We start from the raw sequence: 16,770 nt of genomic DNA, 5'->3' as shown, positions 1-16,770 counted from the left end.
TTCCGGGTATTGACCCAGAACGCTGACGGCAAGTGGGTCGAGGTGCCGAAGACGAAATGGGAGCAGCATTCCAACGACGCCTTCGCCGAACTGACCTTTTTCGACAAGACAAAATGCCCTGGAGGCATGGACCCGGCGCAGCAGAAGGCGTGGTGGGCGGAGCAGCATGGCCACACCCCGACCGACCGCGCCTTCCGCGAGGCGGGCCGCGACTACTCCGACCAGATCGCGGACCTCAGGACCGGCCAGCGCGGCAACCTTCCCGGTGGCGAAGTGGGAGGCACCGGCACCACCCGCATCGCCGAACTCAAGGACATCGCCTCGGGCAAGGTAGCGCCACCGTCGCAGCCAATAAAACTCGCCGACCCGCAGGGGATGGCGCAGCAGTTCCACGAGAAGGTGACCGGCAACCTGCGGCGCGGCGATCCATTCGAGGCGATCGCGCAGGCGCAGAAGGGTATCGACACGCTGGACAGCGTGCGCACGGCCTATGGCGCGCAGAACATTCCGGCCGGTGAGCTGCCCGGCAATCTGCGGCAGGCGATGGACCTGGTGAAGGGCTCGAACCTGCCTACCCGTCCCGACGCCGCGGCGCTGCACACGCTGGAAGGCAGACTGGAGCGGCTCGGCTTCACCGACCTCGGCGACTTCAGCCACAAACTCTCAAGCCAGTTCGAGGGGCTGAAATGGGCATCATAAAGCGCGCGCAATCGCGCACAGGAGCAATGTCATGACTACTCGAACGATTGCGCCGGATGTGGTTCAACTTGATCGCGCGGCAAACGCCGCACAATTGCCGGCAGCGGTGCGCACCGGACTCGCCGATCCCTCCGCGCGCATCGCCGTGACCACGGTAACCCGCGACGGCAGGCGACGACTCGACTGCTATGCCGTCGCGGGCGCGGGAAAGCAGATGGCGGCGGTGACGCCGGACCCCGAGGGCGGCGCCGCGGTTTCATTCCCGGTGGATGGCGCGGTGGCGGAAGCCCTGGTTGTCGAAACCCTAGGCCTCGATCAGCCGCTCGCGCCGGTCGACCATCGCAGCGAACTCGACATCGCCGCCTTGTGGGCGCTGGCGGCGATGGCCGATGCGCACCGGCAAACGGAACTGGAAAGCCTGCTCGCGCGCACGCCGGTGCGTCAAGTCGCGATCAACGAGGACAGCATCTACCTGCGCGCGCTGGACGGCGCGACGCTGCCCGATCCGCGCTGGCTGTCGGGCATGCTGACGCAGGTTTTCGGCCCCGGCGATGTCACGGAGGCGCGGCTGCTGGCTGGGCTCGACGTGCTGGCGCGGGGCGGGTTGATCGTGCGGGCGAAGACGGGATTGTGGTCGCCGCAGCCGGCCTTCGTCACCGCCTTCGCACATCTCGAATTGCCGCTCGCCGCTGCGGTGCTGTCGATCGATCGCCGTCGGACCGGTGGATTGGATTCCACGACGCTGGTATTCTTGCGCAGCTTCGCCGCCGTCTGGGTCATCGATCCGCGCGGCCCGGCCGGAGCGCCGACCGCCGTGCGCCTCAGTTCCGTCAGCGCAGCCGATGCGAGAACGCTGGTGCACGACGCCATTGCGCTGGCACTGAAGGAGCCCGCCGCGCCGCCACAGGCAAAGACGGCCTCAGCGCCGCACTTCTGCAAGCAATGCGGTCATCCCGCAACTCCTGACGCCCGCTTCTGCGGCCAGTGCGGAACCGAACTGACATGAGAAGCCTTGCGCGATCCAGATTCACCGGGCGCTCGATGACGATGATCCTCCAGGAGAGAAACACCATGTCAACCCCTCGCTTCACAGCCATGATCCGTGTTTGCGCCGTCCTCGCGGCAGCAACAGCGCTGGCAGGTATCGGCCCGGCGGTTGCTTCAAAGCCGGTGCCGAAAACGATCGTCGGCTGCGTCGCCAACGGAATCTTCGTCTCGTCCGATGGCTATGAAATCCTCCCGCGGAATGCCGACGGCCAAGCGGTAGATCTCGGGCCTTTCGAGGGCCATCAGGTGACGATCAGCGGCGACCTGCTGCCGGGCGACGCTTTCATCATCAAAAAGCCGCCCGCCGACTCAGGCCCCTGCAAGACGACGAAACCCGCTGGCTCTGGTTCGGCTGCCGCCCCTGCCGCAGAGTCCGTCAAGGTCGCGACCGGCGGCTGGCAGATCCACAAGCCCAGCAAGGAATACAAGGATCTGCCCGCGCTGTTGCCGAAGCAGCGGGAGAGCCTGGTCGAGGCCGGGATCGGTCTGTTTGAGTTCGTGTGCATGAAATCGAACTATTACGTGTTGCTGGTTCAGCCGTCGGTCAAATTGCGCGATAGCGAACCGGCCATGATCTTCGCCCGCGGAACGAATATGACGGGTGCTCCGGCACCGACCCAACTGACGTTCCGCAACCTCTACAAGACGAAGTCGCCTCTTTCGCGCAGCCTCGACTGGGATGCGGATATTCATTATGCCGAAATCGGTGCGCCTCTGCTGGCGTCGATCAAGGCGGCCGGCGATCTGGACTTGACGCTGGCGGGCCGAAGTTACGCCATCAATCTTTCCGACCTCGGCTCGCGATGGGGATCATTCCAGCGGTTCTGTGAAAGCGGCGTCGTCGGTAATCCGACGCATTTCGAACAGTAAAGCGGCGAGCACCTCTGGTCAGCGCGGCAGTTCAGGAAGTCCGCATGTTCTGGCGATCACGGGCCAATGCTGCTTGAGCCCGCCGCTGCGGATCGTGGCCTTGACCGGCCCGGTATTGGTTCCCTCGATCCTGCCGTTGTACCGGGCCAGCGCCGTCAGCGCCGCGACCGGCAATTCGCTGCGGCTTCCGGCATTGCCGACCTGTTCCAGGATGCTGTCGTCCCAGCTGAATGCCAGCGAGAATGATTCCTGCCCCACGGTCAGTTTCGCGGCGCGGCCGCTCGCGCCAAAGTCCGGATTGCCCATGGGACCGCCGCCGGGCGAAATGTTGACGAGCTGCAGCTTCCCGTCGGGACAGGCGATCGCGAAACAGAAATCGCGCTGGTCGCACTGCATGACGAGAAAACCGAACGCCGCCGGAAGTTGCGGCCTGATCCAGCCCGGCGCGGCGACGGCGTTGCCGCCGAAGCCGCAAGCGAGGACGATAAGAAGAACTCTGATCATCAGATCAACCACGAACTTGCGACCGCCACAGGAGCCCGGCAGCGCGGGCGGACATTCTTAATTGCAGCCGCTGCGCCGCTCGATCCGGGTGATCTCGGCAATACGGGCGCGGATATTGCGCGGCAGCGGCACGCTTGCCTCGATGTCATAGATGCAACCCCCGTTACCGAAATAGGAGATCGCCCTGGATGTCTTGAAGCAATAACCGGCTTGCTTGTAGTAGGAATTGCGCTCGACCCATAGATCCTGGCAGCTCTGGGCGCTGGCCGCCGCGATCGCGCCGATGCTGCTTGCCGCCACAACCAATACGCCAATCAGGTATCGATAGGCTCGAATCTTCATGGCGGTCGTCCCTCTTTATACAATTGTGATACACTCCTATATCCGCAGCGCGCGGGATATACCTTGCGGTGAATCAAGGGGCAGCCAGCCGCTACCGTCTTGGGTCCCTCACCACAGGTAAAGACCATACTCGCCTCCAGTTCAGGCCACACTTGCTCCGGAGGTTAACGAGCGGATCTCGGCATCATACAAAGCAGCACGGCGCAGGCACGCCGCGGCCATGATCGCTGCCGAGGCGGCCGAATGATCGCGTATCCCGTTGGTCGCTCCGGACAGATGCTGGTGTTCACGGATCCGTTCGTCGAAACCTTCGCGAAGAACAGGCAACTGCGCTTCTGGCAGGGCGAGGCCGGCGGCCAGTCGTTTGGTCGTTTTCACGGGGCGAGGATCAAAGTCGTAGAGGCGACCGGCCCGAGACGGACGGATCGGCGAACCCGAAGGTCGTACATCCCGGACAGGCGCGCCGAGCAGCGCGAGATCGACGACCGCTTCGATCGCGGTCTGCATTTCGTCGGAGATTGGCACACTCATCCTGAAACGACCCCGCGTCCCTCTTGGCCTGACATCGTCAGCCTCGACGACACCGTACGCAAGTCGGCCCATGCCATGTTAGCCCTTGTTCTGTCGTCGTTGGCCAGCAACCAGGGCCCGAAGGCCTTCATGTGTCTCTCTTTCGCGGCGACGGCACTTCCCGCGAACTGCAGCCAGCCAAAACGGATTGATGCCTAGTCAGACGCATCACTTGCTTCGAAACCTCAAACATTGGCGAAGGCCTGACGGGCCTTCTTCTATTCCTTCTGCCGCAGCGCCCCTCTATAGTCAGGCAGATCAACGCAGTCGTAGATCGAACCGTAGCTTCCGTGCATCTCATCGTAAAACAATGAGCTATTTCAACTAGGTTGACAGGCCACCCATTCCGCCAGCACGGGCGTCTTTTTTCACCTGGGAAGCCATGCCGCCGTCTGACACCCCAACTGCGCTGCCCCTTGAGGCCATAAAACCCCCTCGCTGCGCGATGTGCCGAACGCGAATGAAGCTAGCCAGCAGCGAATCTCAGGCCAACGGTGCCGAGAAGCACGTTTTCAAATGCCCGAAATGCGAATTCTCGAAAACGAAGATCGCCGGTGACCCGACCAGCGCCGGGCGCCATCGCCCTGCCAGGAAACGATGAAAGCTCCGGCGCGGTGATCGTCCGTCAACCCTTGGCTTTGTTGATCTGCTTCATTTTCGCGTCGGTGGCCTCGATCGACGACGCCAGTTCAAGGATGGCCTTCGATAGCAGTTCAATCGCCTCCTTCTCGTCCTGCGAGCGTGCGGCGCGAAGCGCATAGTTTTTGGCTGAGGATAACGACATCGGCAAACTTTCTCACGAAGAAACCCGCCGGTTGAGGACGGCGGGTTTCGTTAGCTCTCGCGGGATGAGTTACGAGACCCGCGATTACGCAAACGGTAGACGCAGGCGGTTAACAATTACTCCGCTCTGAAAATCTGCGGCGTGAAACGGTCCTGATCTTCAACAGATGCGCTGACGGGCTGCGCATGGTTCATGGAACCTCAGTCGTCCCATCTCAGCCTTGATTGTGGGTCGAGTCCGCCACATTGTCGTGGCAAGTCGCGCGGATGAACCGATTCTCGCCGCTTCTCACCTGCGTTTTGCTTGGCCTTACGGGCTTGCTGCTGCCGTCCTGCGCCGGAAAAACCGCGGGCGAACGGATGGCGGACCTGCCGCAGTGGATGGGCGGCATGCCTGCCGGAGTTCCGCCGCGGCGCGGTACGCCCGAATACGACGCATGGATGGCCGCGCGAGCCCAGGAAGCCGCCAGGCCGAAGGCCGATCAACCCAAATAGCGCCCTCGTCGCCCTCCCATGTTACCGCCGCAGCGGCCGCGATGCGATGCACGGGAGGCATGCCCGCAACAGGCTATTGCGCAGCTCCGCGGGCTGATAAACACTTCACTCGGTAAAGTACGCGGGGGCGTGAGATGAGTAAGCAAGACGGGGGATTTGACTACCACCGCTATCGGAGCCTGCTGGCTGACGCGGTCGACGAGCCCAGCCGGCTGGCGTTTATCGATCTGTTGATCGAAGAGCGCGCCAGGGAACGCCTGAAGGCCCTCAGCACCTCCGAGCGGTTAGCGATCACGGCGAAGACCGTTGCCAGTATTCTCGGTACGTCAAGGACCTGAATTGAACGGGAGCCGTCGGTTGGTCGCACTGCGCCGGGCCTTTACCTATGCGCTGACAAGGGCCGGGTTTGCCACTCTGCTCGGATTGATCGCGTTCCATCCGACCGGTGGCGCGATGGCGCAGCTCGCCACCGCGGCGCTGGTGGCGCAGCCGGTGTCGCTGCCGGACATGGCGCTCGGTCCCGCCGACGCGCCAGTGACCATCACCGAATATTCGTCAATGAGTTGCCCGCATTGCGCGGCGTTCGGCGAGAACGTGTTTCCGATGTTGCGGACGAAATACATCGACACCGGCAAGGTGCGTTTCGTGTTTCGGGAATTCCCGCTCGATATCAAGGCCGCGGCGGCATCGATGCTGGCGCGCTGTGTCGCCAATGGCGATGCCGAGAAGTTTTTCGGCACCGTCCAGCTCCTGTTTCAGCAACAACAGATGCTGATGGCGCAGACCAACGTGACATTGAGGGTGATCGGCAAGCAGGCCGGGATGAGCGAACAGGCCGTCGAGAGCTGCGGCAGGGATCAGACCCTGCTCGACAAGCTCGCCGCCGACCAGCGGTTTGCCCATGAGGTCATCAGGGTGGATTCGACCCCGACGTTTTTCGTCAATGGCGAACGGCTCAAGGGCGCGATGTCGTTCGAGGAGCTGGAACAAGCCATCAAGCCGCTGCTGAAGGAATAGCGACGGCAGATAGCTTTGCTGTTGTGTCGCTTTGCCCTTGTTCTGTACGGCGCCCTCGCCGATGATGGCGCCAACGAGAACAAAGGGGGGCGTCATGGCGTCTGTTTTGCGCGGAATTCTCGCAGCCGCGTTGTTGCTGTCCGGCATCGTGCCCTCGCTGGCGCAGGGCTATCCGAACCGGCCGGTGCGCGTGGTGGTCGGGTTTCCGCCGGGCGGTCCTACCGACGTCATCGCGCGACTCGTGGCGCAGCGGCTTTCCGAAAGTCTCGGCCAGCAGTTCTTTATCGAGAATATCGGCGGCGCGGGCGGCAACACCGCGGCCGGTCAGGTCGCGCGGGTCCCCCCCGACGGCTACACCATCATGGCGATCTCAACCGGCTTCGTGGTGAACCCCAGCCTCTATGCCAAGGTGCCGTATGATCCGGTGAAGGATTTCGCTGCCGTTTCGCTGGTCGCGGTTTCGCCAAACGTCGTGGTCGTTAACCCGTCGGTTCCGGCCAAAACGCTGCCTGAACTGGTGCAGCTGATCCGGGACAATCCCGGCAAGTACAGCTTTGCCGGCCCCGGCCTCGGCTCGACGCCCCATCTTGGCGGCGAACTGTTCCGTCTCGCGTTCAAGCTCGACCTGGTCCACGTCCCCTTCAGCGGCGCGGCGCCGGCCGTACAGGCCACCGTCGGCGGCCACACCCCGATCGCCTTTACGGCGTTGCCGTCGTCCCTTTCGGCCATCCAGGCCGGGCAAGTGCGCGCGCTCGGCGTGGCGGCGACCGCACGGGCGGGCGGAATACCCGACGTGGCGACTTTCGCCGAACAGGGCGTGAAGGATCAGGAAGCCGATACGCTGACCGGCATCGTGGCGCCGGCGGGAACGCCGAAAGAGATCGTCGAGCTGCTTTCCCGCGAGATCGCCAAAAGCGTAGCGCGGCCCGAAGTTACCGAGCGCCTCGCCGTACTCGGCTTCAAGGGGGTAGCCAATACACCCGACGAGTTCGCGGCGCGCATCAGGCTGGAGATCGAAAAGTGGGGCAAGGTAGTTCGTGATGCGAAGCTGAGGATCGAATAGCCGGCCGCGAATGGAAGGCCGGCCCAAGGGCGCCCTGCCCGGTTCAGACCGCTATGCCGGCGTGGTCTCGACGAAGGTGAGGCCGACCCGATTACGCTGGATCCAGGCCACCTGACACTCCCGGACCGAGGAGTCGCTGGCCATCACCAGACGAAAGCGTGGGGGTATGAAGGCTGGGTTCTCGATATCGATGGCCGCACCCTCGGGCGAGATATTGCGGACCGTGCAGCTCATGACCGAGCCGCCGGACGAAATGTAAGCCGGCTCATCGACTTCGGTGCGTGGGTGCTTACGTTTTTCTTCCATCTGCGGCGACCTTGGCTGGCGTCGGCGCAAGGCTAACGCTAAACCTTTAAATAATTAACGCTCTGCCGTGTTTCGCGTGTGCGAAAAGCGCCATTTGCGCATCCGTATGGTGCTCAAGCTGCACCGGGGTGCACCCCGGGCGGCCTACTGCAGCGCATCGTGCGCATCTGCCTTGCATATCCCAGGGCTTTCTCCGAACCCTGCGGCGCTGGATGATGAGCCGATTCCGGCCTCCTACAGGTCCAACTCTCCAGGAGACACCCATGCCGCTTGGCGTCCTGCAACACTACACCATCGAACCCTCCAACCTGGAGCGCACGAGGGAATTCTACTGCGACGTGCTCGGCCTCGAGAATGGCGACCGGCCGCCGCTCGATTTCCCCGGCTACTGGCTCTATTCCGGCGGCGTCGCCACGGTGCACCTGATGGGCACCCGCAAGCCGCGCGAAGGCATCGTGGTCCGCGGCACCGAGAAAAAGTACGACGACACCGGCCGGCTCGATCACATCGCCTTTGCCGCGACTGATCCGGATGGCGTGCGCAAGCGCTTGCAGTCGAAGAACGTCAATTTCCGCGAGAGCATCGTGCCGCGCACCGGCGATACGCAATTCTTCATGTACGATCCCGACGGCGTCGGCGTTGAGCTGAACTTCCCCAAGGCGTAGGGCGTCCTGAAGTTGCCCTTGGCGCTTGTTGCTCGTCCGACACACCGGCCGGCGAAATGCCGGCCGATCGGGCGTTTGCGGCGTGTTCCCGACAACGCCCCGAGTAAGCCATCTCTCGGGCGTGAATCGGTCGGCGTTTCCCCCATATTGCGTGACGAGTTGAGTGGCCGCGCCGCTGCGGCAGGATAGCCGGGTGCCGCGCCTTCGACCCCTACCCCAGAGGCACGCGTACCCGGCTATTCGCGCGCGGCAGGCTCGTCACGATCCGCGCTAGTCCAACCCGCGCTCGCGGCTCAGCCGCACCATTTCCTCGATGAATTTCGCCTTCTGCTTGGCGTCGAGACTCGCGAACAGCGGCTCGGCGGCATCGGCGACATTGCGCTGGTCGACCGCACGATCGTTGAGGAACTGGGCTTCGTTGCGCATCTGCTCGATAATGTCGTCGGGCGGGTCGCGCTTGGCGCGCGCAATTCGCAAATTGAGCCGGTCGGCGCCGTTGTTGCCGAGATAATGCATCGCGCTGTTGAAGCCGGCCCAATGCTTCTCCTGCTCCGGCGTCAGCTTCAATTCGGTCTTGATACGTTCGATATTCGCGTCGCTGTTGGAAACGATCTGTTCAGCGGTCAATTGCGGAGCGCCGTCCTGGGTCAGGACGGGGTTCTGCTTCGTCCCCTTCTTTCCCTTGGTACCCTTCTCGGATTTTGCCGAGCCACCCTGCTTCTCATTCGCCGGCGGCGGTGAAGCCTTCTGTTGCCCGGCACCGAGGACGCCGGTAAAGACGCCGACCACGCCGCCGATGGCGCCACCGAGCACACCGCCGACCGGTCCGGCGGCCTTGTTGCCTTCGCGGGCGCCTTTTTGAACGCCCTCGACCACTTGCGCTCCGGCCGTCGAGGGAGCGCTTAGAAGCAGCGCAACAACTGCGACAAGCACAAGGTGCAGTCTCAACCGCGCACGCGCTGCAGGTGTCGGGTTGATCATTCGTCGGTCTCCATGGTGACTTCGGCAGGCTGGCCCGGGATCCGGCAGCGCTCACGTTGAGTCGGACATTATCGTTTTCACACTAACCCCGTCTACGCCGCCACGCGACGGTCGTAACGGCAGCGCGCACAAATGAGTGCGGCGCAATATATGTTCCACGCCGCTCGGGTCGGCCGCCTGCCGCAGGCATTGCAATCATCGGCGGATCATCGACAATCCACAGCTGCCGATTTGAGCACAACGCAGGTTATATTGGGAGCGACACCAGATTTCTCGACAGACGCCGGCAATTCTGCTCTGATCGTCAATAACGAAGTCTCTGCGGCGTCTCGCATTGCCATCTCGGCCTGCCTGGCGGCGAAGAAAAAGCAACAATAACGAGACCACACCGCATCACGTTTTTGCTCACCAGGGAGAGAACGCCAATGTCACGGAAGAAACTTTCTCGCCGACAATTCGTCGCTGCTACCGCCATGTCATCGGCGGCGCTGATAACAGCCCCGTACGTTCGGTCGGCCAATGCGGCCGGCAAACTCAATATCGGTTTCTGGGATCATTGGGTGCCCGGCGCCAACAAGGCCTCGACCGATCTCGTCAATGAGTGGGCGGCGAAGGAGAAGGTCGAGGTTACGATCGATTACATCCCGAGCCAGGGCAACAAGAACCTCCTGACCATCGCCGCCGAGGCTCAGGCCAAGTCCGGCCACGACATTCTCGCGATGCCGACCTGGTGGCCACATGCGCAAGCCGACCTGCTTGAGCCCATGAATGACGTCGTCGAAGCGCTGATCAAGCAGAACGGCGACGTCAACGGGACCGTCAAGTATCTCGGCAAGGCCGGCGACAAGTGGCTGGCCGTGCCGGCCTGCATCGGCAGCCAGATCAAGGGCCCCTGCTCCCGCATCGATCTAATGAAGCAGCACGCCGGGATCGACGTCCAGGCCATGTACCCCGCCGGCCAGGAGCCGAAGGCGGATGCCTGGACCACCGATAACTTCCTGAAAGCCGCCGAGGCCTGCCACAAGGGCGGCGTTCCCTTCGGCATCGGTCTCGGCGAAACCAGCGATTCCGTCGACACCGTCGGCGCCTTCTTCCTGGCCTTCGGCGCAGAGGTCGTCAACGCCAAGGGCGACGTCGTCGTCAAAAATGACAATGTGCGTCAGGTCCTCGAATACTACAAAAAGCTGATGTCATTCCTGCCGTCGGACGCGCCGGCGTGGGACGATGGCTCCAACAACAGGTGGCTGGTCTCGGGCAAGGGCGCGCTGATCATGAACCCGCCCAGCGCCTGGGCTGTCGCCAAGCGCGATGCGCCGCAGATCGCCGAGCAGTGCTGGACCCACGGCTTCCCGGTGGGGCCGAAGGGCCGCTTTGCGCCTTACCTTCCGTATTTCTGGACCGCCTGGAATTTCGGCAAGAACAAGCCGGCGGCCAAGAGCCTGTTGACGCATCTGTCGCAACCGGCTGCGGTGGAGAAGTGCGTGGCGGCAAGCGGCGGCTACGATTTGCCGGCATTCGAGAAACTCACAACGCTGAAGACCTGGGCGGAGGAAAGTCCCCCGAAGGGGACGCTCTACCACTATCCGAATCCGCACAACCACCAGAAGCTGTCGATCTCGGCCGCGGGCGCGCCGCCGAAGGTTGCCCAGCAGATCTACACCCAGGCGACCCTGACCAAGATGTGCGTTCGCTACTACCGGGGCGAAGCCATGGATAAGACGCTGTCCTGGGCGCAAAGCGAACTCGAAGGCTTCATGCGGAGCTGAGGGAGCAGCCGCCACGGCCCGACGCGGGCCGCGGCGGCGCCCGCCTGTCAACACGATCGGGAGCCGGCGCGCGCCGGCTTCCCGACGCGGAAAATCTCACTTATCTGAAATCAGGCTTCGCGAGGAAGATGCATCATGGTTGATGTCGCGGTTGAACGGAACAGCGCCGCCCCTGCGCAGAAGGCACGCAAGCGCGTCACTCTGCGAACCGCGCTGAAGCGGAAATCCACCGCCGCCTTTCTGATGACGCTGCCGCTGATCCTGCTGATCTCGCTTCTGGTCATCTATCCCGCGTTCTACTCGCTGCATCTGGCGACGCTGAACAAGTCGATGCAGCGCTTCGTCGGATTGGGAAATTTCCAGTTCCTGTTCACCCGCGAAACGTTCTGGCTGGTAGTCCAGCAGTCCTGCATTTTTGCGATCACGGCGGTGATCTTCAAGGCGCTGATCGGATTCATCGTCGCCCACTTCGTCCACAACATTCCGGCCAAGGGCCAGCGCAAGTGGCGCGGCATGCTGCTGGTACCCTGGGTGATCCCGCCGGCCATGAGCACGCTGGCATGGCTGTGGCTGTTTGACCCGTCCTACAGCGCCTTCAACTATCTGCTGGCAGGCGTCGGCGTCGACCGTATTCCATGGACCGGCGAAACCGGCTGGGCCCGGTTCTCGGTCATCCTGGTGAATATCTGGGTCGGCGCTCCGTTCTTCATGATCATGTATCTGGCTTCGCTGAAGTCGGTACCCGATCAGCTCTATGAAGCCGCCGCCATCGACGGCGCGAACTGGTGGCAGCGCATCTGGTACGTGACGCTGCCGATGATGCGCAACATCATCGCGATCACCACGCTGTTCTCCCTAATCGTTACCTTCGCCAATTTCGATATTGTGCGCATCCTGACGGCCGGCGGCCCGCTCGACCACACCCATATCTTCGCGACATGGGCATTCCGCATCGGTATCGAGGGCGGTGACATCCCGCTGGGCGCCAGCGTCTCGCTGTTCATGATACCGATCCTCGCCATCGCGGCGGTCTTCATCCTGCGCGATATCAACAAACGTGGGAACGAAGCCTGATGACCAGTTCAGCCGTAATCGACAAATCCGCACCGACCCGCACCGTCAAACTGCGCAGCATGAGCCGCGACCGCACCTGGGCGTTGAGATGGTCGTACTTCTTCCTAACACTGTTCGCGATCTTCGCGCTGATACCGCCGCTCTACATGCTGATTACGTCGCTGAAGACAAGCGCCGAAATCTCGGCGGCAACCAATCCGTGGTGGGTCTACCATCCGACATTGTCGAACTACGTCGAACTGCTGACGTCAAACCAGTTCCTGACCTTCTTCCGCAATTCGGCGCTTGTCTCGATCTTCGTCGTCACTATCACCATGCTGATCAGCGTGCCGGCGGCTTTCGCGCTGGCGCGGATGCGGTTCTGGGGCTCGGCCACGCTCGCAACCGGTGTGTTTCTTACCTATTTGATTCCCGAGACGCTGCTGTTCCTGCCCCTTTTCAAGATGTTCGTGGTGTTCGGCGAACTGACCGGGATCCAGCTGATCAACAAATGGTACGTGCTGTTGATCGTCTATCCGACACTGACCGTGCCGTTCTGCACCTGGATCATGATCGGCTATTTCGCGTCCATCCCCAAGGAACTGGACGAGGCCGCCATCATCGACGGCGCCACCTGGTTCCAGACGCTGACGCGGATCTTCATTCCGGTCGCCCTGCCCGGCCTGATCGCCGCGACCATCTTCGCCTTCACGGTGTCCTGGGCGCAATTCCTCTATCCGCTGGTGTTCACCACATCGACCGATCAGCTGGTGCTGCCGGTTGGCATCATCACCACCCTGATCAAGGGCGACGTGTTCGCCTGGGGCCAGATCATGACCGGCGCCCTGCTCGGCGCCGCGCCGCCGTTGATCATCTATGCCTTCCTGATGGACTATTACATTGCCGGCCTGACCGCCGGTGCGACAAAGGGTTGAACTCAATGGCTGACGTCACGTTGCGAAAGGTTTTCAAGCGTTACGACGATGTCGAGGCGGTGCGCGGCATCGATCTCGACATCGCCGATCATGAATTCGTCGTGCTGGTGGGACCGTCGGGGTGCGGCAAGTCGACCACGCTGCGGATGATCGCGGGGCTGGAGGATATCACCGACGGCGATATCATGATCGGGGGCGACGTCGTCAACGACGTGCCGCCGAAGGACCGCGACATCGCCATGGTGTTCCAGAACTACGCGCTCTATCCGCACATGACGGTGGCGGAGAACATGTCGTTCGGACTGCGGCTGAAGCGTTATCCGAAAGCCGAGATCAAGAGCCGGGTCGATGAAGCCGCCCGGATGCTGGATATCGTCGAACTGGTGGACCGCAAGCCCAAGCAACTGTCCGGCGGTCAGCGCCAGCGCGTTGCCATGGGTCGCGCCATCGTGCGCAATCCCAAGGTGTTCCTGTTCGACGAGCCGCTCTCCAACCTCGACGCCAAGCTGCGGGTGCAGATGCGGATCGAAATCAAGAAGGTGCACCAGAAGGTCCGCACCACCACCGTCTATGTCACCCACGACCAGATCGAGGCGATGACGCTGGCCGACAGGGTCGTGGTCATGAACAACGGCCTCATCGAACAGATCGGGACGCCGAACGAACTTTATCACCATCCGGCCACCCGCTTCGTCGCCGGTTTCATCGGTTCGCCGGCGATGAATTTCATGGCCTGCAGGCTGGAGGACGTCGGCGGCAAGATGCATATCCGCCTGACCGATCGCATCGCCTTCCCGCTGCCACCGGCCCGCGCCGAACGCTACAAGACCATCTCGCGAACCGACAAATTGCTGCTCGGTATCCGGCCTGAACATATTACCGAAGCCAGTCCGCATGCGGAGCCCGGCGTGGAGCCCTTCGATGTGGTGCTGGATGTGATCGAACCGATGGGCATGGAGACGATGATTTATTTCATGATGGAGGGCGGCGAGATCTGTGGACGGGTTAGTCCCAATGCCGACGCGCGCGCGGGCGCCCCGATGCGATTGGCGATAGACCTCAACAATATGCACCTGCTAGATGAAGCCACGGGCGCCGTCATTTGACGGCCGCACAACAAAAAGAACCAGGGGCGCGGGAATGACGGCCAACAAGAAGAAGATTTTCATCACCGAATCGTTCTCGCAGGCCGGAAGAGTGTTGCTGCGGGAACGGGACGACCTCGACCTCGTCGAATTCCCGAACATGATCTCCGCCGCGGATTTCGAGGCCAAGCTCAGGGAGCATGCGCCGGTCCATGGCGTCGCGCTCGGCGCCACCCGCTTCGGCGAACCGGAGCTCGAGGCATCCGGGGACATGAAGGTGGTGACCCGTATCGGCGTCGGTTTCGACGCCGTCGACGTTCCCGCGCTGAGCCGCCGCAAGGTCCCGCTGATGGTGGCGGGCACCGCGAATTCGCCGTCGGTCGCCGAACAGGCGCTGTTCATGATGCTGACGCTGGCCAAGCGCGCGGTCGAAATGCATTCCATCGTCAAGGACGGCAAATGGGCCAGCCGGCTCGGCATGCTGCCCTACGACCTTTACGGCAAGACCGTGCTGATCGTGGGCTTCGGCCGCATCGGCACGCGCACCGCCAAGCGTTGCCTGGCGATGGAAATGAATGTCCTGATCTACGACCCCTACAAACCCGCCGCCGAAATCAAGGCCGCCGGCTGCGAGCCGGTCGCCGATCTCGATGCGGCGCTGCCGCGCGCCGATTTTGTCAGCATCCACTGCCCGAAGAACCCCGAGACGGTCGGGATGTTCAACGCGGCACGGCTGCAGCGCATGAAGCCGACCGCCTATCTGATCAACACCGCGCGCGGCGGCATCATCGACGAGCCTGCGCTGTACGACGTGCTCTCGTCCGGCAAGCTTGCCGGCGCGGGTCTCGACGTGTTCGAGCAGGAGCCGCCGCCGTCGGGCCATCAGCTGCTCGCGCTTCCCAATGTCATCATGGCGCCGCACGTGGCGGGCGTGACGGTGGAAGCGGTCGACCGGATGAGCGAGCAAACCGCGCGCAATATCCTGAGCGCGCTCGACGGCCAGCCGTTGCGCCAGAACGTCATCAACCAGGACGTGCTCGGCTGAGCCGGGTGCGACCGCGTCCTGCCTGAAACGCTTCGCCAGTTCCCCACGGATATCAGCATGGCTTTCAAGGAATATGGCATTCATGACGCGATCGGCCTTGCCGATCTCGTCCGGAAAAAGCAGGTCAGCGCGTCGGAGTTGCTGGACGAAGCGATTGCCCGCACCGCCAGGGTCGACCCCGAGATCAACGCCGTCGTCGTCAAGCATTACGACGATGCGAAGCGGCAAATCGACCAGGGGCTTGCCGACGGTCCGTTCACCGGCGTGCCGTTTCTGCTGAAGGATCTGGAGAATCTGGCGGGCACGCGGACCACGTTCGGCGCCAGCATCTACAAGGACAATTTCGCCGCTTATAGCGGCACCCTCGCCCAGCGCTTCCTGGACGCCGGCCTCGCGATCTTCGGCAAGACCTCCAGTCCGGAATTCGGTCTGATGCCGACCACCGAATCCCGCTTGTTCGGCCCGACCCGAAATCCCTGGAATCTGGCGCATTCGTCAGGCGGCTCATCGGGCGGAGCGGCCGCGGCGGTGGCGGCGCGCATCCTGCCGGTGGCGCATGCCAGCGACGGCGGCGGCTCGATCCGCATTCCGGCCTCCGCCTCCGGGGTGTTCGGATTGAAGCCGACCCGCGCGCGCACCCCGCTCGGGCCCGATCGCGGCGAAGGCTGGGGCGGATTTTCCTGCGGCCATGTCGTCAGCATCAGTGTGCGCGACAGCGCGGCGATGCTGGACGCGATCCACGGACCTGAAACGTCGAGCCCCTATGTGGCGCCGCAGCCGCAGCGGCCCTTCCTCGAGGAAGTCAGCCGCGATCCCGGCCGCTTGCGCATCGCCTTCACCGACAAATCGCCCTATGGCGACGCCATCGATCCGGAAATCGCCGCGGCGACGCGCGAGATTGCCGCGTTGCTCGCAGGCCTCGGCCACCATGTCGAGGAGCGGGCGCCGGTGCTCGCCGCCGATCCGGCGGCGGTGATGTCAACCATCGTCGCCGCCAACACCGCGCTGACCGTGCGGCTTGCCGAGCAGCGTTTCGGCCGCGCGATGACTTCAGGGGATTTTGAGGTGTTGACGCTGGCGAGCGCGCATAACGCGCAAAAGGCGAGCGCGACCGACTATGTCGCCGCGCAGCTCGGCGCGTTCCAGATTTCGCGCGCCCTCGCCACCTTCTTCGAGAGCTGCGATGTGTTTTTGTGCCCGACGCTTTGTTCGCCGCCGCTGCGGATCGGCGAACTCAATACGATGTCGGAGGATCTGTCGCATATCGCCCCGATCCTGCGGCGCTACATGCCGGCGACGGCCATGTTCAACATGTCCGGCCAACCCGCGATGTCGGTGCCGCTGGCATGGAACGCAGCCGGATTGCCGCTCGGAATGATGTTTTCCGCGCGCTTCGGCGACGAGGCAACGTTGTTCCGGCTGGCAGCTCAACTGGAGCAGACCCGTCCGTGGAAGGGCAAATTGCCTCCAGTTTGCGCGTAAGCTGACAAAACTCAGCCTTATTCGAGAGCGAGGAAGGGAACTCGGCGCTGGCAGCGGAGTTT

20 protein-coding genes are annotated in these 16,770 nt (G+C 62.9%); 15 read left to right on the top strand and 5 right to left on the bottom strand.

Annotated elements, in window-relative coordinates; translation table 11 throughout:
• From Q8N40_RS22710 to Q8N40_RS22700, 3 genes are all read left to right on the top strand, one after another.
• Nucleotides 1-699: hypothetical protein (locus Q8N40_RS22710; protein WP_305713393.1), on the top strand; the 699-nt coding region annotated here is incomplete at its 5' end.
• A gap of 31 nt (nucleotides 700-730) precedes the next feature.
• Nucleotides 731-1,705: a zinc ribbon domain-containing protein gene (locus Q8N40_RS22705; RefSeq protein ID WP_305322633.1), complete on the top strand. Its 975-nt coding sequence runs from the start codon at nucleotides 731-733 to the stop codon at nucleotides 1,703-1,705.
• A 35-nt stretch (nucleotides 1,706-1,740) separates the two neighbouring features.
• Entirely contained in the window at nucleotides 1,741-2,616 is an 876-nt protein-coding gene (locus Q8N40_RS22700; RefSeq protein WP_305713392.1) for a hypothetical protein, read from the top strand.
• Nucleotides 2,617-2,634: 18 nt separating this feature from the next.
• Here Q8N40_RS22700 and Q8N40_RS22695 read toward each other — a convergent pair whose 3' ends face one another.
• Together Q8N40_RS22695 and Q8N40_RS22690 are read right to left on the bottom strand one after the other, a co-directional pair.
• The gene (locus Q8N40_RS22695; protein WP_305713391.1) at nucleotides 2,635-3,120 is read right to left on the bottom strand and encodes a hypothetical protein; all 486 of its coding nucleotides are present in this window, start codon (nucleotides 3,118-3,120) and stop codon (nucleotides 2,635-2,637) included.
• A gap of 57 nt (nucleotides 3,121-3,177) precedes the next feature.
• Nucleotides 3,178-3,462: a YARHG domain-containing protein gene (locus Q8N40_RS22690; RefSeq protein WP_305322629.1), complete on the bottom strand. Its 285-nt coding sequence runs from the start codon at nucleotides 3,460-3,462 to the stop codon at nucleotides 3,178-3,180.
• A 243-nt stretch (nucleotides 3,463-3,705) separates the two neighbouring features.
• On the opposite strand from Q8N40_RS22690, the gene Q8N40_RS22685 reads away from it, so the two are divergent.
• Complete coding sequence (locus tag Q8N40_RS22685) at nucleotides 3,706-4,191, top strand: Mov34/MPN/PAD-1 family protein (RefSeq protein ID WP_305713390.1); 486 nt, start codon at nucleotides 3,706-3,708, stop codon at nucleotides 4,189-4,191.
• A 466-nt stretch (nucleotides 4,192-4,657) separates the two neighbouring features.
• On the opposite strand, the gene Q8N40_RS22680 is transcribed toward Q8N40_RS22685, so the two are convergent.
• The gene (locus tag Q8N40_RS22680; RefSeq protein WP_305322627.1) at nucleotides 4,658-4,816 is read right to left on the bottom strand and encodes a hypothetical protein; all 159 of its coding nucleotides are present in this window, start codon (nucleotides 4,814-4,816) and stop codon (nucleotides 4,658-4,660) included.
• Between the two features lie 628 nt (nucleotides 4,817-5,444).
• Between Q8N40_RS22680 and Q8N40_RS22675 the strand changes: the two genes are divergently transcribed.
• The 3 genes from Q8N40_RS22675 to Q8N40_RS22665 all read left to right on the top strand — a co-directional run bounded on the left by Q8N40_RS22675 (nucleotide 5,445) and on the right by Q8N40_RS22665 (nucleotide 7,390).
• Nucleotides 5,445-5,648: a hypothetical protein gene (locus Q8N40_RS22675; RefSeq protein ID WP_305322625.1), complete on the top strand. Its 204-nt coding sequence runs from the start codon at nucleotides 5,445-5,447 to the stop codon at nucleotides 5,646-5,648.
• Between the two features lie 19 nt (nucleotides 5,649-5,667).
• Nucleotides 5,668-6,327, top strand: a complete 660-nt coding sequence (locus Q8N40_RS22670; RefSeq protein ID WP_305322624.1) for a DsbA family protein — start codon at nucleotides 5,668-5,670, stop codon at nucleotides 6,325-6,327.
• Between the two features lie 94 nt (nucleotides 6,328-6,421).
• Nucleotides 6,422-7,390, top strand: coding sequence for a tripartite tricarboxylate transporter substrate binding protein (locus tag Q8N40_RS22665; RefSeq protein ID WP_305322623.1), 969 nt, complete (start codon nucleotides 6,422-6,424; stop codon nucleotides 7,388-7,390).
• Between the two features lie 51 nt (nucleotides 7,391-7,441).
• Here Q8N40_RS22665 and Q8N40_RS22660 read toward each other — a convergent pair whose 3' ends face one another.
• Entirely contained in the window at nucleotides 7,442-7,696 is a 255-nt protein-coding gene (locus Q8N40_RS22660) for a PilZ domain-containing protein (RefSeq protein WP_305322622.1), read from the bottom strand.
• Nucleotides 7,697-7,959: 263 nt separating this feature from the next.
• Between Q8N40_RS22660 and Q8N40_RS22655 the strand changes: the two genes are divergently transcribed.
• Nucleotides 7,960-8,361, top strand: a complete 402-nt coding sequence (locus Q8N40_RS22655) for a VOC family protein (RefSeq protein WP_305322621.1) — start codon at nucleotides 7,960-7,962, stop codon at nucleotides 8,359-8,361.
• Between the two features lie 270 nt (nucleotides 8,362-8,631).
• Here Q8N40_RS22655 and Q8N40_RS22650 read toward each other — a convergent pair whose 3' ends face one another.
• A complete protein-coding gene (locus Q8N40_RS22650) occupies nucleotides 8,632-9,342 on the bottom strand; it encodes a Spy/CpxP family protein refolding chaperone (RefSeq protein ID WP_305713389.1) in 711 nt (236 codons plus the stop codon).
• A 132-nt stretch (nucleotides 9,343-9,474) separates the two neighbouring features.
• Between Q8N40_RS22650 and Q8N40_RS22645 the strand changes: the two genes are divergently transcribed.
• The 7 genes from Q8N40_RS22645 to Q8N40_RS22615 all read left to right on the top strand — a co-directional run bounded on the left by Q8N40_RS22645 (nucleotide 9,475) and on the right by Q8N40_RS22615 (nucleotide 16,708).
• Nucleotides 9,475-9,720, top strand: coding sequence for a hypothetical protein (locus tag Q8N40_RS22645; RefSeq protein WP_305713388.1), 246 nt, complete (start codon nucleotides 9,475-9,477; stop codon nucleotides 9,718-9,720).
• Between the two features lie 47 nt (nucleotides 9,721-9,767).
• The gene (locus Q8N40_RS22640; protein WP_305322618.1) at nucleotides 9,768-11,108 is read left to right on the top strand and encodes an ABC transporter substrate-binding protein; all 1,341 of its coding nucleotides are present in this window, start codon (nucleotides 9,768-9,770) and stop codon (nucleotides 11,106-11,108) included.
• 135 nt (nucleotides 11,109-11,243) lie between these two features.
• Complete coding sequence (locus tag Q8N40_RS22635; RefSeq protein WP_305322617.1) at nucleotides 11,244-12,182, top strand: carbohydrate ABC transporter permease; 939 nt, start codon at nucleotides 11,244-11,246, stop codon at nucleotides 12,180-12,182.
• Nucleotides 12,182-13,096, top strand: coding sequence for a carbohydrate ABC transporter permease (locus tag Q8N40_RS22630; RefSeq protein WP_305713387.1), 915 nt, complete (start codon nucleotides 12,182-12,184; stop codon nucleotides 13,094-13,096). The genes Q8N40_RS22635 and Q8N40_RS22630 overlap by 1 nt, the downstream gene beginning before the upstream one ends.
• A gap of 5 nt (nucleotides 13,097-13,101) precedes the next feature.
• A complete protein-coding gene (locus Q8N40_RS22625; RefSeq protein WP_305713386.1) occupies nucleotides 13,102-14,202 on the top strand; it encodes an ABC transporter ATP-binding protein in 1,101 nt (366 codons plus the stop codon).
• A 34-nt stretch (nucleotides 14,203-14,236) separates the two neighbouring features.
• Nucleotides 14,237-15,226 carry a hydroxyacid dehydrogenase gene (locus Q8N40_RS22620; RefSeq protein WP_305318002.1) on the top strand — a complete coding sequence of 330 codons (990 nt, stop codon included), beginning with the start codon at nucleotides 14,237-14,239 and terminating at the stop codon, nucleotides 15,224-15,226.
• Between the two features lie 57 nt (nucleotides 15,227-15,283).
• Nucleotides 15,284-16,708, top strand: a complete 1,425-nt coding sequence (locus Q8N40_RS22615; RefSeq protein WP_305318003.1) for an amidase — start codon at nucleotides 15,284-15,286, stop codon at nucleotides 16,706-16,708.
• Nucleotides 16,709-16,770: the final 62 nt, after the last annotated feature.

Origin of the sequence: Bradyrhizobium sp., from assembly GCF_030693485.1 — a bacterium.
In the GTDB taxonomy this organism is placed as follows: Bacteria; Pseudomonadota; Alphaproteobacteria; order Rhizobiales; family Xanthobacteraceae; genus Bradyrhizobium.
The sequence above is the reverse complement of the archived record's forward strand: the minus strand, read 5'-3'. Positions and strand labels throughout refer to the sequence as shown.